The following is a 23462-nucleotide window of genomic DNA, read 5'->3' as shown; positions in this document are numbered from 1 at the left end:
CTCGGATGAAATCGCACATGAACGACAGGAACACGCCCATCCATCGCATCAGGCTGGCTTGCACGGCGGCCCTGCTGGCCTGCGCGGCGGGCGCGGGCACCGCGCAGGCGGCCGCGAATTGCCAGAACGTGAGCACGGCGGAACTCGGTACGCTGCCCGATCCGTTCAGGATCGCGGCCGATGCACCGATCGGCACGGTGCTCTGGAGCAAGACCGGGATCGAGATCAGCGCGTCCTGCATGAAGACCGTTGCATCGGCGAACTTCGAGGCGACGCTCTATCGATGGATGGCCGACTCCGACCTGACGGCGAACGGCCTCGGCTTGTACGTGACCTATAACGGCAATCGCGGCACCGGGGACGCATCGTTTCCGATGGGGAAGATCATCAGTTCGTCGCTTCGGCCGACGACCGTTTCCGCGACGATCGACGTCGAGCTGGTGAAGATCGGCGCGACGCCGTCCACACCGACGCCGTTTCCGATCCTGTCGGTGCTGACGGCGCTGATCGGCGGCCCGGACAAGGACTATTCGAAAGCGGCCCGCTACGTCACCTACGGCTTCAAGAACATCTCGTTCCAGGCAACGACCTGCGCGCCGTCGACCACGCAGGTGGCCGTGGATCTCGGCACTCACAAGCTCAGCAAATCGTCGGGACTGGGTTCCGGCATCGGCACGACGTCGACGTCGAAAGTCTTCACGATCGGCCTGAAGTGCGATGCCCAGGTCGCCGGCAGTTTCGCGGTCCACCTGACGCTCGACGGCAACGCGTACGACGCATCCGAAGGCATCCTGTCGCTGTCGTCGTCGAGTACGGCGCAAGGCGTCGGCATCCAGTTGCTCGGGAGCGACGGCAATCCGGTGACGCTCGGCAAGCCGTGGAAGGTGACGGATGCGCCGCCCTCGAGCACCCTGTCGGTGCCGCTGGCGGCGCGCTATTACCAGACGGGATCCGGTGCCCGCCCAGGCACCGCCAATGGCACGGCGACCTTTACGATCAGCTACAAATAGCGCGCGAGCGGTCAGATCAATCCGTTTTCGTACGCGTAACGGATCAGGTGGACGTTGGAATCGGCCTGCAGCTTCTGCATCGCCATATGTTTCTGCGTCGACACGGTGCTGACCGATCGGCCGAGCTGCTTCGCGATACTCGCGAGCGAGTGCCCCGAGACAAACAGGCGAACGACGTCCAGCTCCTTGGTCGACAGCTTCGGCTGCGCGTCGCGCACGCATGCGCCGGCCTGCGCGACGATCGCCCGTATCATCGGCGAGAAATAGGACGCGCGCCCCGCACCGAGGAGCCGGCACGCACGGACGACCTCGCCGATGTCGTCTTCCTTGCTGACGATCGCCGCCACGCCCAGCCGGATCGCGCCCGTGAGCACGCTCGGATTCTTCTGCGCGGTAAACATCACGCATTTCGCGTCGGGCGCGACCTCGCGCAGCCTGCGCAGCAGCACGAAGCCGTCAATCGGGTTGTCCCCCCGGCTCATCGAATAATCGACGATGACGAGATCGGTCGGCGACCTTCTCAGTGCATCGATCAACTCCGCGCCGCTTCGGCAGCAATGCGTGATGCGAAAAGCCGGCGCCCATTGCGGCAGTTGCTTCAGCAACGCCACGACGACCGGGTGGTCGTCCGCAACGGCAATCGAGAGCGTACTCATGTATTCATTCACTGGAAATGTTAATTGGATACAAGTAAATTCGCCCGATAACGCGAGTGGCGGTTTTCAAAACAAACCGATCGGGAATGGATTATGGGCTTGGGTTATCTGTCGCATAACGATATATCGATGAAATAAGCCGCCTCCATTATTGAGCTTGCCATTGATAAATTGAAAAAATCGGGCAATCGCGAAATCCTTTTCCGGTTCCGCGTCGCCACGGCCGCTTGTCGCGGCACCCCGGGGCCCGTCGCCCCGAGCGGGTTTCCATGGAAAACCCCTAAAGGTTCGGACCACCCGCGAAAGGTTGCAGAAGGTTTCACGTCCCTATACTCGTTTCAACGATGCAACAAGCATCGCGCCACACGGAAAACAAACGGAGACAACCCGATGCGACCCATCCTGCGCACCCTCGCCGTTGCAGCCGGCCTCACCTGCGCGCTCGCCGCGCACCCCGCCTTCGCCGCCGACGACGCCGGCAAGGTCACGATCATGGTCGGCGGGATCGCGAAGCTGATCTACCTGCCCGCGCGGCTCACGCAGGAGCTCGGCTACTTCAAGGCCGAAGGGCTCGACGTCGAGCTGCTGTCGCAGCCGGCCGGCGTCGACGCCGAGAACGAGCTGCTCGCGGGCGCCGTGCAGGGCGTCGTCGGCTTCTACGACCACACGATCGACCTGCAGAGCAAGGGCAAGGACGTGAAGGCGATCGCGGTGTTCGGCCAGGTGCCGGGCGAAGTCGAGATGGTGTCGACCAAGGCCGCGCCGACGTTCAAGTCGATGGCCGACGCGAAGGGCAAGACGCTCGGCGTGACGGGCCTCGGCTCGTCGACGAGCTTCCTCACGCAATACCTCGCGCTCGCGCACGGTGTGCCGTCGACGCAGTACACGATGCTGCCGGTCGGCGCCGATGCGAGCTTCATCGCCGCGATCAAGCAGGGCCGCATCGACGCCGGGATGACGACCGAGCCGACGGTGTCCGCGCTCGAGAAGATGGGCGACGCGAAGGTGCTGGTCGACATGCGCACGCTGGAAGGCACGCGCGCCGCGCTCGGCGGCACCTACCCGGCCGCGAGCCTGTACGTGCAGTCGGCATGGGCCGATTCGCACAAGGCGGAAGCCACCAAGCTCGCGCACGCGTTCGCGAAGACGATGCAGTTCATCCACACGCACAGCGCCGAGGAAATCGCCGCGAAGATGCCGGCCGACTACCAGAAGGACAAGGCGCTGTACGTGAGCGCGCTGAAGGCGTCGCTGCCGATGTTCACCGCCGACGCGAAGATGCCGGCCGACGGCCCGGCGACGGTGCTGAAGGTGCTGTCGGCGTTCAACCCGTCGGTGAAGGGCAAGCACATCGACCTGGCGCGCACCTACACGAACGATTTCGTGAACGCGAAGTAGTCGATCTCGGTCAGGCGCCGGCGGCGGCGATCCCGCCGCCGTGCGCTCCCCGTTCCGGCCCGGTTGACCGGCCCGGCGTTGCGGCACGATGCGACGCCCTCTTCACCCGCAGGACGAATGCGATGACCCAGGCAGTCTCCCCGAGCACACCGGCGATCGAGTTTCGCAACGTGTCGTGCCGCTTCATTTCGCCGGAAGGCAAGGCCACCGTCGCGCTGCGCGACTTCAGCATGAGCGTCGCGCGCGGCGAGTTCATCGCGATCGTCGGGCCGACCGGCTGCGGCAAGTCGACGACGCTCAACCTGATCACCGGGCTGCTCAAGCCCGTGTCGGGTGAGGTGCGCGTGATGGGCCGCCCGGTCGACGGGATCGACCCGCGCATCGGCTTCGTGTTCCAGGCCGACGCCGTGTTCCCGTGGCGCAACGTGATCGACAACGTCGCGGCGGGCCCGCTGTTCCGCGGCCGCTCGAAGGACGTCGCGTATGCGCAGGCCGAGGAATGGATCCGCAAGGTCGGCCTCGACAAGTTCACGAAGCATTACCCGCACCAGCTCTCCGGCGGGATGAGGAAGCGCGTCGCGCTCGCGCAGACCTTCATCAACCAGCCGGAAATCCTGCTGATGGACGAGCCGTTCTCCGCGCTCGACATGCAGACGCGCACGCTGATGCAGGACGAGCTGCTGCAGCTCTGGTCGGCGAACAAGGGCTCGGTCGTGTTCGTCACGCACGACCTCGAGGAGGCGATCGCGCTCGCCGACCGCGTGTTCGTGCTGACCGCGCGCCCCGCGACGCTCAAGCACGTGTACGAGATCGACCTGCCGCGCCCGCGCGTCACGTCGGAGATTCGCTACGACACGCGCTTCATCGAAATTTCCAAGGACATCTGGCACGACCTGCGCGAAGAAGTGCAGATCGGCTGACGCATACGCCGCACGGCAAGAACAGCAAGGACAGGAGCATGACCGACATGACGCTTCCCCCCACCGCCCTACCGGCGACGACGCTCGAGGACGACGAGCGCGCCGCGCAACGCCGGCTGCGCCGCCGGCGCAACCTGATCGTCACGCTGCGGATCGCCGTGCTCGTGATCGTGCTGGGCGGGTGGGAACTCGCCGCACGGCTCAAATGGATCGATCCGTTCTTCTTCTCGATGCCGTCGCTGATCTTCGCGCAGCTCCAGGACTGGTTCGCGAACGGCACGTCGCAGGGCCCGCTGCTCACGCAGGTATGGGTCACGCTCGAGGAAACCGGCATCGGCTTCGTGATCGGCTCGGTTGCCGGCGTGATCTGCGGGATCGTGCTCGGCCGCAACAAGCTGATGGCCGACGTGTTCGGCCTGTATATCCAGATCGCGAACTCGATTCCGCGCGTGGTGCTCGGCTCGATCTTCGTGATCGCGCTCGGCCTCGGGATGGCGTCGAAGATCGCGCTGGCCGTCGTGATGGTGTTCTTCGTGGTGTTCGGCAATGCGTTCCAGGGCGTGCGCGAAGCCGACCGCTACCTGATCGCGAACGCGCAGATCCTCGGCGCGTCGCGCCGGCAGATCACCACGGCGGTCGTGATCCCGTCCGCGCTGAGCTGGATTCTCGCGAGCCTGCACGTGAGTTTCGGCTTCGCGCTGGTCGGCGCGGTCGTCGGCGAATTCCTGGGTTCCAAGCAAGGCATCGGCCTGCTAATCTCCACCGCCCAGGGCGCGTTCAACGCGAGCGGCGTGTTCGCGGCGATGATCGTGCTGGCCGTGGTCGCGCTGGCCGCCGACTACCTGCTGACCTGGCTCGAGAAGCGGCTCTTGAAGTGGCGCCCCGCCGCGTTCTGAACGCAGCGTCCGGACGCCTGACATGACACTCCCGACCGCGCCGGCGCCCCCGGCGCGGTTCGGCATTTCGGAGAAGGAGCGCAACAGGATGGCGCACAGCCTGCGCGGACGGCTGCTGTGGTGGCTGCTGCTGCCGCTCGCGGTGTTCGTGCTGATCGCGGGCGCGATGTCGTACGACACCGCGCGGACCACGGCCGGGCTCGTGCAGGACAGCGCGCTCGTCGCTTCCGCGCGCACGATCGGCGAAGACGTCGAATGGCGCAACGGGCGGCCGGTCGCCGACGTGCCGCCGGCCGCGCTGGAGATCTTCGAATCGCCGTCGCAGGATTCGGTGTTCTACAAGGTGATCGACGGCCACGACCGCCTGCTGGCCGGCACGCCGGCGCTCGACGTGCCCGCGCGGCACGGCATCGAGCCGACGCTGTACGACACGTCGCTCGACGGCGTGCGGCTGCGCGCGGCGGCCTACGATCGCCAGCTTTACGACGAGGGGCAGATCGAGACGGTCACGGTCGTCGTCGCGAAGACGACGCGCTCGCGCAACGCGATGGTCGCCACGATCTGGCGGCCGCAGCTCGTGCGCCTGTCGCTGATGCTGATGCTCGCGGTGGTGCTCGTCTATCTCGGCCTCACCTTCGAGCTGCGCCCGCTGATGAAGCTGAAGGACGATGTCGCCGACCGCGGGCCGATGGAGCTGGAGCCGATCCGCCCCGAGCGGCTGCAGCACGAGCTGCGGCCGATCGTCGACGCGATCAACCAGTGCATCGCGCGGCTCAATACGCATACGGCCACGCAGCGCCGCTTCATCGCGGATGCCGCGCACCAGCTGCGCACGCCGATCGCGGTGCTCGACACGCAGATCCAGTACGCGCAGCGGCGCGGCCACGACGATGCGGAACTCGCGTCGGTGCTCGACAGCATGCAGCGCAGCAGCCGCAAGATGGCCGACGTGACCGACAAGCTGCTGCTGCTCGCGCATGCGGAAGCGACGCCGTCGACGCTCCTGACCCATCGCGTCGATCTCGCGGCCGTGGTGTCGAGCGTGCTCGAGGAAACGATCGTGCTCGCGCAGCGGCGCGACATCGACCTCGGCGCCGATCTCGGCGAGCGGCTCGACGTCGCGGGCAGCGACAGCCTGCTGACCGCGCTGGTGATGAACCTCGTCGACAACGCGGTGCGCTACACGCAGCCGGGCGGCTGCGTGACGGTCGCCGCGCGGCGCGACGGCGACGCGATCGTGCTCGACGTGATCGACAACGGCCCCGGCATTCCAGCCGAGGCGCGGCCGCACGTGTTCAAGCGCTTCTACCGCGTGTCGGCCGACACCGAGGGCTCGGGCCTCGGGCTCGCGATCGTCCGCGAGATCGCGCAGGCGCACGGCGGCAGCGTGTCGCTTGCGCCGGGGCCCGGCAATCGCGGTATTGTCGTAACCGTACGGCTGCCCGCCTACGATTGAAGAGATGTCGTCATGAAACTCCTGCTGGTCGAAGACAACGCCGAACTCGCGCACTGGATCGTGAACCTGCTGCGCGGCGAGGATTTCGCGGTCGACAGCGTCGGCGACGGCGAACGCGCGGACACGGTGCTGAAGACCGAACGCTACGACGCGGTGCTGCTCGACATGCGGCTGCCCGGCATCAGCGGCAAGGAAGTGCTCGCGCGGCTGCGGCGGCGCAACGACAACGTGCCGGTGCTGATGCTGACCGCGCACGGCTCGGTCGACGACAAGGTCGACTGCTTCGGCGCGGGCGCCGACGATTACGTCGTGAAGCCATTCGAGTCGCGCGAGCTGGTTGCGCGGATTCGCGCGCTGATCCGCCGGCAGGCCGGCGTCGGCACGACGCAGCTCATGTGCGGCGATCTCGTCTATGCGTTCGGCACGCGCGAATTCCGCTGCGGCGAAACCGTGCTCGCGCTGCGCCGCCGCGAGCATGCGATCCTCGAAACGCTGATGCTGCAGCAGAACAAGACGGTGTCGAAGGCGCGGCTGATGGACAGCGTGTTCGCGCTCGACGACGAGCCGAGCGCCGACGCGATCGACATCTACATCCACCGGCTGCGCAAGCATCTCGCGGGCAGCGCGGCCGAGATCATCACGCTGCGCGGACTCGGTTACATCCTGCGTGCGAAAAGCGCGCACGACTGACGGGCGTTCCTCCTCGCTCCCGAACATCGATTCGTAGCACGAAACGTCACCGGAAACCCGGCGGGCGCGCGTCCGCACGCCTGCACCATCCGCGATGGTTGCGCGTTCGGTGTTTTCACCGATCCGATTCTTGCGTCGGGGAAAGCGTCGTGAAGGATTGCACCCTCTACGATGCTACGCGTCGGCCCTCTCGCTGTGGCCGGCAAGAGTCGGCATACATTGCGTACTGCCAACGACCAGATTCCAATGCGGCAGCTCGGAGGAGACGATCTTGAAACGAAAAACCCTTGCCCTTTCCATCGCGGCGGCAGGCCTGTGCGCCGGCACCCAGGCGCATGCGCAGTCGAGCGTGCAGCTCTACGGCCTGATGGACCTGAGCTTTCCGACCTACCGGACCCACGCCGATGCGAACGGCAAGCACGTGATCGGCATGGGCAACGAAGGCGAGCCGTGGTTCAGCGGCAGCCGCTGGGGCCTGCGAGGCGCCGAAGACATCGGCGGCGGCACGAAGATCATCTTCCGCCTCGAAAGCGAATTCGTGGTCGCGAACGGCCAGATGGAAGACGAAGGCCAGATCTTCGACCGCGACGCGTGGGTCGGCGTCGAGGACGAACGTTTCGGCAAGCTGACGGCCGGCTTCCAGAACACCATCGCGCGCGACTCGGCGGCGATCTACGGCGACCCGTACGGCTCCGCGAAGCTGTCGACCGAGGAAGGCGGCTGGACCAACTCGAACAACTTCAAGCAGATGATCTTCTACGCGGCCGGCCCGACCGGCACGCGCTACAACAACGGCATCGCGTGGAAGAAGCTGTTCGGCAACGGCATCTTCGCGAGCGCCGGCTACCAGTTCAGCAACTCGACGCAGTTCGCGACCGGCTCCGCGTACCAGGTCGCGCTCGGCTACAACGGCGGCCCGTTCAACGTGTCGGGCTTCTACAACCACGTGAACCACGGCGGCTTCAGGAACCAGACGTTCTCGGTCGGCGGCAACTACACGTTCGACATCGTGCGCCTGAATGCCGGCTACTTCCGCTACAACGGCGACCAGGGCTCGCTCGGCCAGCGCCACGACGATTCGTGGACGGTGTCGATGAAGATCGCGCCGAAGGGCGCGCTCGACTACGAACTCGGCTACCAGCAGATGCGCGTCAAGAACGCCGCGAACAACGCGGACGGCTTCACGCCGAACGCGAACCTCGGCGCGTTCAGCCTGACCAACGGCGTCGCCAACGGCTTCAAGGAGACGATCTACGGGTCGGTGTTCTACCACCTGAGCAAGCGCACCGAGGTGTACCTGGCCGGCGACTACATGAAGCTGCATGGCGGCTACACGGCGGCGTCGACGTTCGGCGCGAAGAACCAGCTCGAACTGACTTCGGGCATCCGTACGCGTTTCTGATCCCGGGGCCGGCCATCCGGTGCGGGGCCCATCGGGCCCCGCCGTACCCTCCGTCCGGGATTTCTGCATGCGGGCACGCCGGCGCTTTGCGCCGACCGTGCCCTTTTTTTCGTCCTTTCCGCGGTGCCGCGCGACGCCCGCGAAGCGGCCGCCGGCCTGCCGTGCGACAACCGGCCCGAAACCGCTGGCGGCCCGTCCGGCGGGCGATCGCGGCCGATGCACGTACGTTCGGCCCACATCGGCGCTTGACCTACGCCGACCGACTCGCTAGCGTTTCGGGTTTGCCCGGGCGGCCATTGCCGCCGGTGCCGTGAGCGCGCCCGACGTCCTGGCGCGCACGGCCGGGCTCCGATGGAAAAGACGATGCAGAAACTCGATGCGGCCAGCCCGCAGGCGATGTCGACGGATTTCACCGCCGACAACGTCGCGCGCCTGAAGGCGCTGTTCCCCGAACTCGTGACCGAAGGCCCCGACGGCGCGTCGGTCGACGTCGACGTGCTGAAGGCGCTGATCGGCGAACGCACGGTCGGCGACGCCGACGAGCGCTACGGCTTCCACTGGCACGGCAAGCGCAGCGCGCGCCAGGCCGCGCTGACGCCGTCGACGGGCACGCTGCGCCCCTGCCCCGACGACAGCGTCGCGTGGGACGACACGCGCCATCTCGTGATCGAGGGCGACAACCTCGACGTGATGAAGCTGCTGCACAAGAGCTACGCGGGCAAGGTGAAGCTCGTCTACATCGACCCGCCGTACAACACGGGCAGCGATTTCGTCTATCCGGACGACTTCAGCGACAGCATCCGCCACTACCTGGCGATGACCGGGCAGACCCAGGGCGGCGCGAAGCGCAGCACCAACACCGAGGCGAACGGCCGGTTCCACACCGACTGGCTGAACATGATGTATCCGCGCCTGAAGCTCGCGCACGCGCTGCTGTCCGACGAAGGGCTGATCGCCGTGCACATCGACGAGCACGAAGTGCATGCGCTGGTGCTGATGCTGCGCGAGATCTTCGGCGAGGAGAACGAGCTCGGCGTCGCCGTGTGGGACAAGCGCAACCCGAAGGGCGACGCGCGCGGTGTCGCGTACCAGCACGAATCGCTGGTGCTGTTCGCGCGCAATGCCGAGACGCTGCTCGAACAGGCGCCGCTCAAGCGCCCGAAGCGCAATGCACAGCGCATGCTCGACGCCGCGCATGACGCGGTGTACCGCAGCGGCAACCCGAAGGACGCGCAGAAGGCATACCGCGCGTGGATGAAGGCGCAGACCAACCTGTCCGGCGGCGAAGTGATGTACGACCGGCTGTCGGAAGACGGCCGCGTATACCGCCTCGTGTCGATGGCGTGGCCGAACAAGAAGAAGGCGCCGGAAGAATATTTCACGCCGCTGATCCACCCGGTCACCGGCAAGCCGTGCGCGATGCCGGCGCGCGGCTGGCGCAACCCGCCCGCGACGATGCAGGCGCTGATCGAGCGCGGCCAGATCGAATTCGGCGCGGACGAAAGCACGCAGCCGCAGCGGATCTACTATCTCGACGAGAACATGTACGAGAACGTGCCGTCGGTGCTGCCGTTCGCCGGCTCCGACGACGCGCTGCTGAAGACGCTCGGGATCCCGTTCGACCAGCCGAAGCCGGTCGATTTCGCGGCGGCCGTGATCGGCTGGTGCACGCGCGGCGACGACATCGTGCTCGACTGCTTCGCGGGCTCCGGCTCGACCGGCCACGCGGTGATGCAGGTGAACGCGACCGACGGCGGCGCGCGCCGCTACGTGATGGTGCAACTGCCCGAGGCGCTCGATCGCCGCGACAAGACGCAGCAGAGCGCCGCCGATTTCTGCGCGAAGCTGAAGAAGCCCGCGACGCTCGCCGAAGTCACGAAGGAGCGCCTGCGCCGCGCCGCGCAGCAAGTCGCGCGCGACTATCCGGAAAGCTATGGCGACCTCGGCTTCCGCGTATACCGGCTCGACACGACCAACGTGATCGAATGGGATCCGCGCCGCGACGATTTCGACCATGCGCTGTTCGCGTCCGTCGAGCACGTGAAGACCGGCCGCACCGAGGACGACCTGCTCGCCGAGCTGACGCTGAAGCTCGGCCTCGACCTGTGCACGCCGGTCGAGCATCACCAGATCGCCAGCAAGACCGTGCACCTGATCGGCCGCTCGATCGTCGCGTGCTTCGACGCGCGCATCTCGCGCGACGACGCGGGCCCGCTTGCCGACGGCATCGTCGAATTGCTCGACGCGACCGGCGCGTCGCATGACGTGACGTGCCTGTTCCGCGACAGCGGCTTCGTCGACGACGTCGCGAAGCTCAATCTCGCCGCGCTGCTCGAACAGCACGGCGTGAAGCGCGTGCGGAGCCTGTGATGCGGCTGCATTTCGAAGCGGATCTCGACTACCAGCGCGACGCGATCGACGCCGTCTGCGACCTGTTTCGCGGCCAGGAATCGTATCGCGGCGACTTCAGCGTGCTCGCGAACGCCGCGCCCGGCACCACGGCCGCAGCTCAAGGCTCGCTCGGCTTCGCGGTATCGGAACAGGGCGTCGGCAACCGGCTGTCGCTGACCGACGACGCGCTCGCGCGCAATCTCGCCGACGTGCAGTTGCGCGGCGGGCTGCCGCCGTCCGGCCTGCCCGGCTCGCGCGACTTCACCGTCGAGATGGAGACCGGCACCGGCAAGACCTACGTGTACCTGCGCACGATCTTCGAGCTGAACCGCCGCTACGGCTTCACGAAGTTCGTGATCGTCGTGCCGTCGATCGCGATCAAGGAAGGCGTGCACAAGACGCTCTCGATCACCGAGGATCACTTTCGCGCGCTGTACGCGGGCGTGCCGTACGACTACTTCCTGTACGACTCCGCGAAGCTCGGCCAGGTGCGCCACTTCGCGGCGAGCGCGGCGATCCAGATCATGGTGATGACGGTGGCCGCGATCAACAAGAAGGAAATCAACAACCTCTACAAGGACAGCGAGAAGACCGGCGGCGAGAAGCCGATCGACCTGATCCGCGCGACGCGGCCGATCGTGATCGTCGACGAGCCGCAGAGCGTCGACGGCGGGCTAGAAGGGCGCGGCCGCGAAGCGCTGGCCGCGATGGCGCCGCTCTGCACGCTGCGCTATTCGGCGACGCACGTCGACCGTCACCACATGGTGTACCGGCTCGACGCGGTCGACGCGTACGAGCGCAAGCTCGTCAAGCAGATCGAGATCGCGTCGGCGATCGTCGAGGATGCGCACAACAAGCCATACGTGCGGCTCGTCGGCGTATCGAACCGGCGCGGCGCGATCAGCGCGCGCGTCGAGCTCGACGTCGCGACGGCGGCCGGCGTGAAGCGCCAGATCGTGTCGGCCACCGACGGCGACGATCTCGAACGCCTGACCAAGCGCGCGCTGTACGCGGGGCTGCGGATCGGCGAAGTGCATGCGCTGAAGGGTGCCGAATACGTCGAGCTGCGCCATCCGGAAGGCGAGGCGTTCCTGTCGCTCGGCGAGGCATTCGGCGACATCGACACGCTCGCCGTGCAGCGCGAGATGATCCGCCGCACGATTCGCGAGCATCTCGACAAGGAGTTGCGCCTCGCGGAGCGCGGCGTGAAGGTGCTGTCGCTGTTCTTCGTCGATTCGGTCGAGCGCTATCGCCGCTACGACGAGAACGGGATGCCCGTGAAGGGCGACTATGCGCTGATCTTCGAAGAGGAATATGCGCGCGCGGCGCGCGTGCCGGCCTACCGGGCGCTGTTCGACGGCGTCGACGTCGCGCTCGAAGTCGGGCGCGCGCACAACGGTTACTTCTCGATCGACCGCAAGGGCGGCTGGACCGACACGAGCGAGAGCAGCGCCGCGGCCCGCGAGAACGCGGAGCGCGCGTACGGCCTCATCATGCGCGAGAAGGAAGCGCTGCTGTCGTTCGACACGCCGCTGAAGTTCATCTTCTCGCACTCGGCGCTGAAGGAAGGCTGGGACAACCCGAACGTGTTCCAGATCTGCACGCTGCGCGACATCCAGACCGAACGCGAGCGCCGCCAGACGCTCGGCCGCGGGCTGCGCCTCGCCGTCGACCAGGACGGCGAACGCGTGCGCGACGCGGGCGTGAACACGCTCACCGTGATCGCGACCGAGCGCTACGAGTCGTTCGCGGAGAACCTGCAGAAGGAAATCGAAGCCGATACGGGCATCCGTTTCGGGATCGTCGAGGAGCATCAGTTCGCGGCGCTGCCAGTGCAGGAAGGCGACGGGCCCGCGCATGCGCTCGGCATCGAGCTGTCGCGCGTGCTGTGGACCCATCTGCACGAGCAGGGCTACGTCGACGCGCAGGGCAAGGTGCTCGACCGGCTGAAGGATGCGCTGCGCCAGAGCGCGCTCGTGCTGCCCGACGCGTTCGAGATGCTGCGCGCGCCGATCGTCGCGACGCTGCGCAAGCTGTCGGGCCGCTTCGCGGTGCGCAATGCGGACGAGCGCCGCGCGATTGCACTGCGGCGCGATGCATCGGGCAAGGCCGTCGTGTTCGGCGAGGATTTCCGCGCGCTGTGGGACCGCATCCGTCATCGCACCGTGTACCGCGTCGAGTTCGACAACGCGAAGCTCGTGCGCGACTGCGCGGCCGCGTTGCACGACGCGCCGGACATCGCGCGTGCGCGGCTGCAGTGGCGCAAGGCCGAGATCGATATCGGCAAGGCCGGCATCGAGGCGATCGAGGTGGCCGGCGCCGGCACGGTGCTGATCGACGAAGGCGAGCTGCCGCTGCCCGACCTGCTCACCGAACTGCAGGACCGCACGCAGCTCACGCGCCGTTCGCTCGCGACGATCCTGGCCGACAGCGGCCGGCTCGACGATTTCCGCGTGAATCCGCAGCAGTTCATCGCGGTCGCGGCCGATGCGATCAACCGCTGCAAGCGGCTCGCGCTCGTCGCGGGCATCGCGTACCGCAAGCTCGGCGAGCGCCACGTGCATGCGCTCGAGTCGTTCGAGAGCGAGGCGCTGACCGGCTATCTGCGCAACCTGCGGCCCGATGCGCGAAAGTCGATCCATGAAGCGGTCGTGTGCGAGACGGACGCGGAGCGCGCGTTCGCCGATGCGCTCGAGGCGCACGACGGCGTGAAGCTGTACGCGAAGCTGCCCGCGTGGTTCCGCGTGGCGACGCCGCTCGGCAGCTATCACCCGGACTGGGCCGTGCTCGCGGAACAGGACGGCGGCGAGCGGCTGTACTTCGTCGTCGATACGCCGAATGCGGACGGCAACGTGCCGAGCGAGCACGAGCGCGCGAAGCTCGCGTGCGGCGAAGCGCATTTCCGTGCGCTGGTGGACGGCGACGGCGCGGCGCGGTTCGTGCGCGTCAGGCAGGCGGACGCGTTGTTCGAACCTGCGGCGCCGCTGGCGGGCGCCGGGCGCTGAAACGAAGGGCGGCGAAGGGGGGCGATGAGCCGCCCCAGACTGCTGACGAACCCCACGTTTTTCGGAGCGTGGGGTTTTTGTTTTTTCCGGGAACGGGCTCGGAGGTTGCGCAGAGCGAGCAGATCGATCTGCCGCGCAAACGGCTCACGAGGCGCAGCTTTTTTTCATGGATCAGGCCGTGCGCCGGCACCCGTGTGATGTCTGCTACCGGCGTCGATTTCCCGTTTGTTATCCGCGTGAAAGCGATTCGTATTCTCGCGCGTTTGCGGCGCGGTTACGGCTGGTTGCAAATCGGGTCGGCACGATGTTTTTGCGCGACAGCGGCATTGCGTTGCCGCAATGAAAAAGGGCGCCGAAGCGCCCTTCCATCACATTTGCGTGCCGTGCTTACAGCGTGCGGCCGAATGCGTTGCGATGCGAATGATGCGTGGACGTCGACGCATGCGCGGTATGGCCATGCGTGTGCCCGTGGCCCGGCTGCGTGCCGGCGCGATCGGCGATCGTATCGGAGCGGTCGGCCGCGCGCGCAAGGCCCTTGTCGCGGTCGCCCGCGTGCACGCTGTTCGAGTTGCTCAGCGCCGAGCCGCTCATGTGGCCAGCGGACATGCCGCCCGCGTTGCCGCCGGAGCCGCCTGCGCCATGACCGCCGCCGTTGCCACCGCCATTGCCGCCGGCGGCCGCATACGCGGAAACCGTGCCGAGCGCGAGCAGCGCGGCGGTCAGCACGGACAGGTATCGTTGATGTTTCATCTTGTGCTCCCTGGAGCGCGTTTGTGTGATTGCATTCTAGGAACGCGCACGATTCGCGCCACACCACGTTGTAAATGATCGTAACGATGCGCGCGGCATGCATTCATCAGATCAATCCGGATGGCGCCGCCATCCTGTCATGCGTAAACGGGGAAACGAAGCAGGCGGGCGCGGCGCCGCAGCGCCGCCCCGGTAACGATTGCGCTTACTGTGCCGGCTGCATGCCCTGCACGGCGGCCTTGTGCTGCGCGGCTTGCTCTTGCGCGTGCTTCTTCGCCATGTGGTGGCCGACGATACAGCCGCCGACCGCACCGGCGACGGCGTGGTGCCCGGCGTAGTGGCCGGCAACACCGCCGACCACCGCGCCCTTCATGCAGCCCGCCGCGTGCGCGCTGCCGATCGTTGCGAGCGCAACGATGGCGGCGGTCGCGCACAGCCTGATGTGTCGAATGGGCATCATGTGTTCACACTCCTCTTGTATTGATTATTCGAACCGCTTAATCCCAGCGGCCGCCGCGCCAGCCGCCGCGATCGCGCCACTCGTGCTCGCGCCATTCACGGCGACGCCACTCGTGTTCGCGCCATTCGCGCTCACGCCAGCCATCGCCGCGCCAGCCATCGCGCCAACCGTCGCCGCGATAGCCGACCGGTGCATACATGACCGGCGGGGGCGGAGCCACGTAGACGGGCGCCGGCGCCGCGTAGACGCCCGGCACGCCGATGCCGACCGACAGGTCGACGTGGGCCGATGCGACGCCCGAAGCTGCCAGCGCCGCTACACCGAGAACTGCACCGAGAATAAGTTTCTTGCTCATCAGTTGCTCCGAGAAACCCCACCGTTTATGGCGGAGAAGAAAGGAGTGCCGTTGACAGACGGCATTCCAACGTTAAAGTGACCAGCATGATTACTGTCTACCGATACCGCGTGAAGTCGCTTAACGGACTGCTTAACAAACAGAGCCGTGCGGTGAACTACGTCTGGAATTTCTGCAACGACACGCAGAAACACGCGCTCAGGTGGAACAAGAAGTGGCCAACGGGATTCGATTTGAATGTATTGACCACAGGCAGCAGCAAGGAACTCGGCATCCACTCCGGCACGATCAACGCAACGTGTGAGCAGTACGCGAAGTCGCGCAGCCAGCATCGACGGCCTTACCTGCGCTATCGCGGCAGGAAATCCCTTGGCTGGGTGCCGCTCAAGGGTCGCGACCTGAAGCGTGAGGGTGACGCGTTTCGCTTTGCCGGCAATACCTTCCGTGTGTTCAACAGCCGGCCGCTCCCGGAAGGGAAGATCAAAGACGGCACTAACTTTGCGCGGGATACGCGCGGCAACTGGTTCCTCAACATCGTGATTGAGATGCCTGATGTTCAGGTTCGCCCGATCCTTTTCGGTGTCGGTATCGACCTCGGCCTGAAAGACTTCGCCACACTTTCGACGGGCGAGAAGGTGCCCAACGACCGGTTCAGCCAGCGCGCGGCCGAGAAGCTCGCGAAAACCCAACGGGCGCGAAAACACAAGCGCCAAATCGCGAAGCTGCATGCGAAGGTGGCAAATACCCGCGCCGATTTCCAGCACAAGCTCGCGCTCGCCTTGGTGCGACGCTTCGATTACATCGCAGTCGGCAACGTGTCGGCCGCGAAACTCGCCAGAACCAGGATGGCGAAGAGCGTTCACGACGTATCCTGGTCGTCCTTCCGAAACAAGCTTCGTTACAAAGCGATAGCGCACGGGGTCACGTTCGAGGAAGTGGACGAAAGCGGTTCTACCCAGTCCTGTTCGTCGTGCGGGTCGAAAGACAGCACGACGCGGCCGAAAGGTATCGCGGGGCTGCGAATAAGAGAGTGGACCTGCAGTGTATGTGGTGTCTTGCATGATCGAGATACCAACGCTGCGTTGAACATTCTCCGATGCGGACGTGCATCGCCAAGTGTGGGAATCCTCCACCTTTAAGCGGGGGAAGACGTCAAGTGAATACGGTTCGGAGTCTAGGCAACGCGCACCGACACAGGTGAAACGGGTATGCGAGTCCCGTAACGGACGTTTACCGGCACGCGCAAAGCCTTGTCGGACAAGGGAGAGGCGGCATTCGAAGCACCGTTGCAACGGCGCATCGAGCCGGCAAGAAGGGGATTTTCGGTACGAAACCGGACGATCGGAGCGCGCCGGCGTGCTCGGCGTGCCCGGAATACGAACCGCCCGCACCGTGCGCGGGCGGTTCGCCGGAGCGCGCGTTACGCGCGGATATCGTCGACGCTGCGCAGCCAGTGCACGCTGAACAGGTTGTCCGCGTCGGTCCACACGGTATCGGGCTCGAATCCTGCGCGGCGCGCGATCGCATGGAAGCCGTCGATCGTGAACTTGTGCGAGTTCTCCGTGTGGATGCGCTCGCCGGCCTCGAAGCGGAACGCATGGCCGCGCACGTGCACCGTCTGCGCGAGGTCGCTGACCAGATGCATCTCGATGCGCTGCCGTTCGCGATCGTAGAACGCGCAATGCGAGAACGCGTCGAGATCGAAGTCCGCGCCGAGCTCTGCGTTGGCGCGCGCGAGCAGGTTCAGGTTGAACTGCGCGGTCACGCCCTGCGCGTCGTTGTACGCGTGATGCAGCGTGCGCTCGTCCTTCACGAGATCGGCGCCGACCAGCAAGCCGCCGCCGCGCAGCAGTCGCGCGGCATCGCGCAGGAACGCGTCGGCCTCTTCCGGCGAGAAGTTGCCGATCGTCGAGCCGGGAAAGAAACCGATGCGCCGCCGCGGCGTCGCGCTCAGCTCGGCGAGTTGCTCGGCCTTCGTGTAGTCGGCCGCGATCGGCGCGACGTCGAGCCACGGATAGGCCGAACGCAGCCGCGCGGCCGCGCCGTGCAGGTAGTCGGCCGAGATGTCGACCGGCACGTAGCGCGCCGGCGCGTTCGCGTAGTTGCCCGCGAACGCGTCGAGCAGCACGCGGATCTTCTCGAGCGAGCCCGCGCCGAATTCGACGATGTCCGCATGCGGGCCCACGCGCCGCACGATCTCCGCCGCGCGATCGCGCAGGATGCCGAGCTCGGTGCGTGTCGGGTAGTACTCGGGCAGTTCGCAGATGCGGTCGAACAGCGCTGAGCCAGCCGCATCGTAGAAGTATTTCGGCGGAATGCTGCGCGGCGTGCGCGACAGGCCGTCGATCAGGTCGCGCTCGAACGCGCTCGGCCGCGAATCGCGGGCGGGTTGCTGGCCACCGCTCTTGGCCGTGAGGTCAGACGTCTCGCGCAAGTCGCACCCCCATGAATTGCCAGCGCGCGGCCGGCGGAAAGAAATTGCGGTACGTCGGCCGTTCGTGCCCGGGCGGCGTCGCGATGCTGCTGCCGCGCAGGACCTGCTGGCCGACCATGAACTTGCCGTTGTATTCGGCCGCGACACCCGCGAGCGGTCGAAAGCCCGGATACGGCTCGTAGGACGAACGCGTCCACTGCCACACGTGCCCGAGCATCTGCCTGATGCCGTCCGCGGCGAACGCGGCTTCCCATTCGAACTCGGTCGGCAGCCGCGCGCCGGCCCATTCCGCATACGCGGCCGCTTCGTAGAAGCTCACGTGACACACCGGTGCATCGGGCGCGAGCGGTTCGACGCCGTGCAGGCCGAACGTGCGCCGTACGCGCGTCGCGGCTGCATCGTCGTCGTCGGGCATCCAGTACGCAGGGCCTTGCCACCCTTCCCGCTGCACCGTGGCCCAGCCGTCGGACAGCCAGTATTCGGGGCGCGCGTAGCCGCCGTCGGCGACGAACGCCGCGAATTCCGCATTCGTCACGAGGCGGTTCGCGATCTCGTATGGCCGTATGAGCGCCGTATGGCGCGGCCGTTCGTTGTCGAACGAGAACGCATCGCCGTCGTATCCGATCTCGACGAGCCTGCCCGGCTGGTGCAGCCAGTGCTGCGCGCCGGCATCGCCTGCGGCCATCGCATCACCGTCGATTCGGTCGGCCCCGTTGCGTGGCCGGAATGCCGGCTTCAGCGGATTGCACGAGAACGCATGCAGCATGTCCGTGACGATCAGCTCCTGGTGCTGCTGCTCGTGATGCAGGCCGAGCTCGATCTCGGGCGCGATCACCTCGAGCAGCGCCGGATCGGCACCGGCCAGCGCGCGCAGCATCGCTTCGTCGACGTGCTGCCGGTACGCGTGCACCTCGTCGAGCGACGGCCGCGTGAGCAGCCCGCGCTGCGGCCGCGGATGGCGCGGGCCGAGCGCTTCGTAATAGGAATTGAAGAGGAACTGGAATGCGTCGTTGAACGGCGCGTAGCCGGGCACGCGGCGCATCAGCACGACGGTCTCGAAGAACCAGGTCGTATGCGCGAGGTGCCATTTCGTCGGGCTCGCGTCGGGCATCGACTGCACGGCCTGGTCTTCGGCGGACAGCGTCGCGGTCAACGCGACACTATGGGTGCGCACGTCCTGGAAACGGCGCTGAAGCTGTGATGCAAGGAGGCTCATCGGTTTACCGTTCACGTCGCGATTCGCTGCGTTGCGTTGCCGGAAAAGGGAAAGCCTTGCGCATGATGCGCGCGGCTGACGTGCGACCTGCTGCTGCGTCGTCGGGCAGCCGGCGCGCGCGCCGGGCCGCAGATGCGGCTTCACTTCATCTGCCCGTGCAGAACAGTATGGTCTAGAAATGTGAATGCTGCGAATCGGGATGCGGATGAAACGTGATAGAAAGAAAAATGAAAGCATTGGCCGTGAGCGTGTCGCATGCGTGACAGACCGTCGATGCGTGCTGGAGCCCTGCGTTGCGAGGCAGCGCAACGCGCATGCCGGCGGTTGCGGCTACTGACGACTCATGACATCCGCGCGGCGATCGTGACGGCTCGGTGACGCGTGGGGTTCTCGTCTGACAAACGCCGTCACGTCGTTCTGTCGTTCGTGGTCGTCGGCACCCTGCTGACCCGCGTTCCCGCGCGCTTCAGAAAAATTTTTTGCGTCAATGTCACACATGCGGGGGGCTCGCTCGTCATATCACCGGAACCCACACGAAAGGAGAAGGAACCATGACTGCGAAACTCAATCCGTTTGCCGCCGCGCCCGCACTGATGAAGAACTGGATGACCGTGTCGGTCGCCGCCGCCGGGAGCCTCGAGCCGACGCTGATCGAGCTGGTCAAGATCCGCGCATCGCAGATCAACGCGTGCGCGAACTGCATTAACATGCACACCGCCGAGGCGCGCGAGCAAGGCGAGACCGAGCAGCGCATCTACCTGCTGTCCGCGTGGCGCGAAGCGCCCTGCTACACCGACCGCGAACGCGCGGCGCTCGGCTGGACCGAAGCGCTCACGCGGCTGTCAGAGGGCCACGCCGCGCACGAAGCCGCCTATGCGGCGCTGAACGACCACTTCAGCCAGGAGGAACAGGTGAAACTCACGCTGATGATCAACGTGATCAACGGCTGGAACCGGCTCGCTGTCGGCTTCGGGCTGTGGATCGAGCCGGCCGACGCGAAGGCCGCTGCCGCGAAGATGGTGGCCTGATGACGAACCTCGATCCGGCCAGGGGCAGCGCCGAAGAACGGGCCGACGCGGCCGCGAGCTTCGACCCGCTGCGCCGCACGCTGATTCGCGTCGCGTACCGGATGCTCGGTTCCGTCGCGGATGCCGAGGACATGGTGCAGGAGGCGTTCATCCGCTGGATGGACGTCGACCGTACCGAGGTGCGCGTGCCCGAGGCGTTCCTGCGCCGCATGGTGATGCGCATGTGCCTCGACCAGCTGAAGTCCGCGCGGCACCAGCGCGAGACCTATATCGGCCCGTGGCTGCCCGAGCCGGTCGTCGAGGAAGACGAACAGGAAGACATCACGCTGCCGCTGCTGCTCGCGCTCGAACGGCTCTCGCCGCTCGAACGTGCGGCGTTCCTGCTGCACGACGTGTTCGGCCTCGAGTTCGATGAAGTTGCGACGACGATCCAGCGCGACCCAGCCGCATGCCGGCAGCTCGCCGCGCGGGCCCGCACGCACGTGCGCGAGGCGCGGCCGCGGTTTCATGTCGAGAAGCAGCGCGGGATCGAGCTGGCCGAGGCGTTCTTCGCGGCATCGCGCAGCGGCGACATGCGCGCGCTCGGCGCGATGCTCGCCGAGGACGTGAGCCTGCATTCGGACGGCGGCGGCAAGCGCTCGGCTGCGGGCAAGCCGGTGTTCGGCTTCGAGCACGTGATGAAGGTGCACGAATACCTGGCCGGGCTGTTCGCCACGCATGCGTCGAAGCTCGTGCGGGCCGGGTTCGTCAACGGGTTGCCGGGTTTCGTTACGCTGGAATCGGATGGTGAGCTGCAGACGACGGCGCTCGAGATCGAGGACGGGAAGATCGTCGCGATCTATGTCGTGCGGAATCCTGACAAGTTGAAGCATTTGCATTGAGTGCGGCGCGGGGGGCGTCGCGTGTCGTGCACGTGTGCGATGTTGCCCTCCGCCCGCTTTTCGCCCGCCTCTTCCTGCTTCTCCGCCCTGCTTTGCCGATCGTCGGTTGTCGCTGTTACTGCGTCGCGACCACGACGTTGTGGATCATGACCATCAGTAAACCGAGCAGCGGCGTCGCGATGGCGAACCCGGTCGCCGCAAGCCAGTTCGTGCCGCCTTGCGCCTCCAGCAGCGCGAGAAACGATTGGTTTGACGTCGCGTTCGGGCGCAGCTTTTCGATGTTGCGATCGACGTGCGTCCTGTAGATGCCGTTCCCGCACCAGCCGAGCGCAACTGCGATCCCGATGGTGACCGGATCGAGCGTGCTTGATTCGAAGTATTTCGGGAAGTACAGCAACTCGACCAACGTGATGCCGAGCGTGACGCCCAGCACGGCGGCCGCCTGCCAGTACATGCAGCGATACGCCATCCAGACCGGGCCCAGGAAACAGGCTGCCCAGTTCCAGGACTGCCGGTTCTTGCGCGATGCGGCGATCTCCCACTTTCGCTCGAACCACGCGGCTTTCTTGCCGACGTAAGCGGCGATTTCGTCGTTGCTCGCGGACGATGCGGTGGTCGTGACCTCGGACATGGTCGTTTGCTCTCAGTCGCGCGGATCGCGCGTTGTAGTTTTGATGCGGTTTTGATGCGGTTTGGATGCGCCGGAAATCGGGCGGCTTGCGGTGCAGCGCGCTTCGATGCGCACACGATTCTACTCGGTGTGTATCGCGGGTCGGGATGCCGATGAGGATGCGATGCCGTGAATCGCGTGCAACGCATCGGGGGCAACATGCGTTGTTTCGGCCGGGAAAAGACAAACGCCACGCGAAGTTGCCGCGTGGCGTTTGTCTGTTTGGCGAGCCGGATTGCCTGTAGGCAATTCGCGCTGCCGACCCCTTCATTTTGTTCGTTGGTAGGCTCGATTGGATTCGAACCAACGACCCCCACCATGTCAAGGTGGTGCTCTAACCAACTGAGCTACGAGCCTAAGAAGCCGCGAATTATAGAGACGGTTTTCGCAGAGCACAAGCCCCGTCGTGAAAATTTTTTGAATCGAGAGGCGTGTGGTCTTGCTGGTTGCTGCGCGTGCCTGATGTCTGGTGTCACAGCGAAACGCGTCGGCGCCGCGAGGTTATCCACACGCCCCTCTGGATAACCGTCCTGCAAGCCTCTGGATTCACAGTGGAACGATTGAGGATATGTCGCCGCGGCTGTGAATCGACGAAAAGTTGTTCTGTGCTCCGCGGAGCTGTTCACGTGACACGCCCATGGTTATGCATCCTGCTTCGTGTTGAAAATTCAGTGCGTTACGGAGGTTATCCACTGTGAGGCACGGGGCTTGTTAACTATCACTACGTATGTATACGAACCCTGTTAACACCTTTGGATAAGCACAGTCCGCCGACTGTGATCCGCTCAGGATATGCACTGCGTGCGGTGAATGGATAGACGAAGCGGCAAGCTGTGGCGCGCATCGGATGATGCGCGAGCCGCTGTATCTGTAGAATCGCCGGCATTCAGGATACGAAGGCCTGGCGCACAGGCTCACGGCAATGACCGATTCTTCGTTGACCCGGCTCGACGCGCTCGATATCGATGCCGTCGTACACCGGATGCAGCAACACCCGGGCGACATCGTGTTCGAGCAACGCGTGTCGATCCCCGAAGCCGAAGTGCTGTGTTGCCGCTACAAGGGCGAACGATTCAACGTGAAGTTCGATCTCGACTACGGGGTGTTTGTTGATCGCATCGGCGGGCTGTCCGACGAAGACTTCGCGGAGATCGTCAGATGGCTCACTCTGGGCGAGGCGATCGATGAAGACACCCGTCAATGAGACGCTTGTGATGGATATTGCCGGCCATGTCGCTGTTGTCGTGACGGACGTGGCGGCCGTCGTCGAGGCGCTGGTGCGGCTGGGCTTCGCTCGACATCCCGATTGCTGGGAACGCGCGATCGTGGACGATGACGATCGCCGCTCGCTCGTTGCCGAGCTTGTCGATCTCGACGCATTGTTTTCCGCGGGCCGCGACTGGAGCCCGCAAGCGCTCGTCGAGTATTACCGCGACATCGGTGTCGTGCGACGTGGGTACCGTTCGATTGCGTGGCGCAGTCCGGAGCAATACGTCATCGAACGGCATTGATGCGATGCTCATATCGCGGCTATACCGATGATGTGCTCGTGACGCGAACGTGCTCAGCCTTCGTTTGTGGATAACCGGCTCACGAAACGATTCGGAACGCTGTGCGCCCGGTTCGTGAGCGTGCGTTCGGATCGCAAGCTGGGCGCGGATTCCGGCGAACTCGAACGACTGTCGATCGCGTTGTTTTCCAAGACGTAATCGAGCGCTGAAGGTCCATCTGACCTGAGGCTGAATTTTGTGACCAATCAGGCAGTGAGTCTCGTGTCGATATTATCGGAATCCAGCCAGGCTCGACGGACCGTAGCGGGAGGTTGATAGCGATGTGCGCTATGG

General features: G+C 65.6%; 21 protein-coding genes and 1 tRNA gene. 14 read left to right on the top strand and 8 right to left on the bottom strand.

Annotated elements, in window-relative coordinates; all coding sequences use genetic code 11:
- The first annotated feature begins 17 nt into the window (after positions 1 to 17).
- A complete protein-coding gene (locus ACM6JT_RS07805) occupies positions 18 to 1010 on the top strand; it encodes a fimbrial protein (RefSeq protein ID WP_051983804.1) in 993 nt (330 codons plus the stop codon).
- An 11-nt stretch (positions 1011 to 1021) separates the two neighbouring features.
- Here the strand turns inward: ACM6JT_RS07805 and ACM6JT_RS07800 are convergent, their stop codons facing one another.
- A complete protein-coding gene (locus ACM6JT_RS07800) occupies positions 1022 to 1666 on the bottom strand; it encodes a response regulator transcription factor (RefSeq protein WP_034183782.1) in 645 nt (214 codons plus the stop codon).
- A 390-nt stretch (positions 1667 to 2056) separates the two neighbouring features.
- On the opposite strand from ACM6JT_RS07800, the gene ACM6JT_RS07795 reads away from it, so the two are divergent.
- From ACM6JT_RS07795 to ACM6JT_RS07760, 8 genes are all read left to right on the top strand, one after another.
- Positions 2057 to 3064: an ABC transporter substrate-binding protein gene (locus tag ACM6JT_RS07795; protein ID WP_243565046.1), complete on the top strand. Its 1008-nt coding sequence runs from the start codon at positions 2057 to 2059 to the stop codon at positions 3062 to 3064.
- Positions 3065 to 3186: 122 nt separating this feature from the next.
- Entirely contained in the window at positions 3187 to 3984 is a 798-nt protein-coding gene (locus ACM6JT_RS07790; RefSeq protein WP_034183780.1) for an ABC transporter ATP-binding protein, read from the top strand.
- A gap of 38 nt (positions 3985 to 4022) precedes the next feature.
- The gene (locus tag ACM6JT_RS07785) at positions 4023 to 4880 is read left to right on the top strand and encodes an ABC transporter permease (protein WP_105390340.1); all 858 of its coding nucleotides are present in this window, start codon (positions 4023 to 4025) and stop codon (positions 4878 to 4880) included.
- Positions 4881 to 4968: 88 nt separating this feature from the next.
- Positions 4969 to 6336, top strand: coding sequence for a sensor histidine kinase (locus ACM6JT_RS07780; protein ID WP_414856245.1), 1368 nt, complete (start codon positions 4969 to 4971; stop codon positions 6334 to 6336).
- Between the two features lie 12 nt (positions 6337 to 6348).
- Positions 6349 to 7026 (top strand): response regulator, encoded by a 678-nt coding sequence (locus ACM6JT_RS07775; RefSeq protein ID WP_131946623.1) that lies wholly within the window; start codon positions 6349 to 6351, stop codon positions 7024 to 7026.
- Between the two features lie 271 nt (positions 7027 to 7297).
- Positions 7298 to 8428 carry a porin gene (locus ACM6JT_RS07770; RefSeq protein ID WP_105390337.1) on the top strand — a complete coding sequence of 377 codons (1131 nt, stop codon included), beginning with the start codon at positions 7298 to 7300 and terminating at the stop codon, positions 8426 to 8428.
- A 351-nt stretch (positions 8429 to 8779) separates the two neighbouring features.
- Positions 8780 to 10798, top strand: coding sequence for a site-specific DNA-methyltransferase (locus ACM6JT_RS07765; protein WP_131946622.1), 2019 nt, complete (start codon positions 8780 to 8782; stop codon positions 10796 to 10798).
- Positions 10798 to 13824, top strand: coding sequence for a type III restriction-modification system endonuclease (locus ACM6JT_RS07760; RefSeq protein ID WP_131946621.1), 3027 nt, complete (start codon positions 10798 to 10800; stop codon positions 13822 to 13824). Before ACM6JT_RS07765 ends, ACM6JT_RS07760 begins: the two co-directional genes overlap by 1 nt.
- Before the next feature lie 387 nt (positions 13825 to 14211).
- Here ACM6JT_RS07760 and ACM6JT_RS07755 read toward each other — a convergent pair whose 3' ends face one another.
- The 3 genes from ACM6JT_RS07755 to ACM6JT_RS07745 all read right to left on the bottom strand — a co-directional run bounded on the left by ACM6JT_RS07755 (position 14212) and on the right by ACM6JT_RS07745 (position 15389).
- Positions 14212 to 14574 (bottom strand): hypothetical protein, encoded by a 363-nt coding sequence (locus ACM6JT_RS07755; protein ID WP_034183775.1) that lies wholly within the window; start codon positions 14572 to 14574, stop codon positions 14212 to 14214.
- Between the two features lie 205 nt (positions 14575 to 14779).
- Entirely contained in the window at positions 14780 to 15034 is a 255-nt protein-coding gene (locus ACM6JT_RS07750; RefSeq protein ID WP_034183774.1) for a glycine zipper 2TM domain protein, read from the bottom strand.
- A 37-nt stretch (positions 15035 to 15071) separates the two neighbouring features.
- The gene (locus ACM6JT_RS07745; RefSeq protein ID WP_034183773.1) at positions 15072 to 15389 is read right to left on the bottom strand and encodes a hypothetical protein; all 318 of its coding nucleotides are present in this window, start codon (positions 15387 to 15389) and stop codon (positions 15072 to 15074) included.
- Positions 15390 to 15475: 86 nt separating this feature from the next.
- On the opposite strand from ACM6JT_RS07745, the gene ACM6JT_RS07740 reads away from it, so the two are divergent.
- Positions 15476 to 16528 (top strand): RNA-guided endonuclease InsQ/TnpB family protein, encoded by a 1053-nt coding sequence (locus ACM6JT_RS07740; RefSeq protein ID WP_414856225.1) that lies wholly within the window; start codon positions 15476 to 15478, stop codon positions 16526 to 16528.
- A gap of 281 nt (positions 16529 to 16809) precedes the next feature.
- Here ACM6JT_RS07740 and egtD read toward each other — a convergent pair whose 3' ends face one another.
- Together egtD and egtB are read right to left on the bottom strand one after the other, a co-directional pair.
- Positions 16810 to 17823 carry an L-histidine N(alpha)-methyltransferase gene (gene egtD / locus ACM6JT_RS07735; protein ID WP_414856224.1) on the bottom strand — a complete coding sequence of 338 codons (1014 nt, stop codon included), beginning with the start codon at positions 17821 to 17823 and terminating at the stop codon, positions 16810 to 16812.
- Positions 17807 to 19039 (bottom strand): ergothioneine biosynthesis protein EgtB, encoded by a 1233-nt coding sequence (gene egtB / locus ACM6JT_RS07730; RefSeq protein WP_414856223.1) that lies wholly within the window; start codon positions 19037 to 19039, stop codon positions 17807 to 17809. Before egtB ends, egtD begins: the two co-directional genes overlap by 17 nt.
- 551 nt (positions 19040 to 19590) lie before the next feature.
- Here egtB and ACM6JT_RS07725 point away from each other — a divergent pair.
- Together ACM6JT_RS07725 and ACM6JT_RS07720 are read left to right on the top strand one after the other, a co-directional pair.
- On the top strand, positions 19591 to 20067 hold the full coding sequence (locus ACM6JT_RS07725) for a carboxymuconolactone decarboxylase family protein (RefSeq protein ID WP_034183769.1): 477 nt from the start codon (positions 19591 to 19593) through the stop codon (positions 20065 to 20067).
- Positions 20067 to 20948, top strand: coding sequence for a sigma-70 family RNA polymerase sigma factor (locus ACM6JT_RS07720; RefSeq protein ID WP_414856222.1), 882 nt, complete (start codon positions 20067 to 20069; stop codon positions 20946 to 20948). The genes ACM6JT_RS07725 and ACM6JT_RS07720 overlap by 1 nt, the downstream gene beginning before the upstream one ends.
- A 115-nt stretch (positions 20949 to 21063) precedes the next feature.
- Here the strand turns inward: ACM6JT_RS07720 and ACM6JT_RS07715 are convergent, their stop codons facing one another.
- Positions 21064 to 21579 (bottom strand): DUF2628 domain-containing protein, encoded by a 516-nt coding sequence (locus ACM6JT_RS07715; protein WP_414856221.1) that lies wholly within the window; start codon positions 21577 to 21579, stop codon positions 21064 to 21066.
- Between the two features lie 319 nt (positions 21580 to 21898).
- Positions 21899 to 21975 (bottom strand) — tRNA-Val (locus ACM6JT_RS07710).
- A 580-nt stretch (positions 21976 to 22555) separates the two neighbouring features.
- Here ACM6JT_RS07710 and ACM6JT_RS07705 point away from each other — a divergent pair.
- On the top strand, positions 22556 to 22822 hold the full coding sequence (locus ACM6JT_RS07705) for a hypothetical protein (RefSeq protein WP_414856220.1): 267 nt from the start codon (positions 22556 to 22558) through the stop codon (positions 22820 to 22822).
- The gene (locus tag ACM6JT_RS07700) at positions 22803 to 23129 is read left to right on the top strand and encodes a hypothetical protein (protein ID WP_414856219.1); all 327 of its coding nucleotides are present in this window, start codon (positions 22803 to 22805) and stop codon (positions 23127 to 23129) included. Before ACM6JT_RS07705 ends, ACM6JT_RS07700 begins: the two co-directional genes overlap by 20 nt.
- Positions 23130 to 23462: the final 333 nt, after the last annotated feature.

Source organism: Burkholderia sp. IT-111MI5 (assembly GCF_949752865.1).
GTDB classification, from domain to species: Bacteria; Pseudomonadota; Gammaproteobacteria; order Burkholderiales; family Burkholderiaceae; genus Burkholderia; species Burkholderia pyrrocinia_C.
Note: the sequence above shows the minus strand (reverse complement) of the source record. Positions and strands in the feature narration are given on the sequence as shown.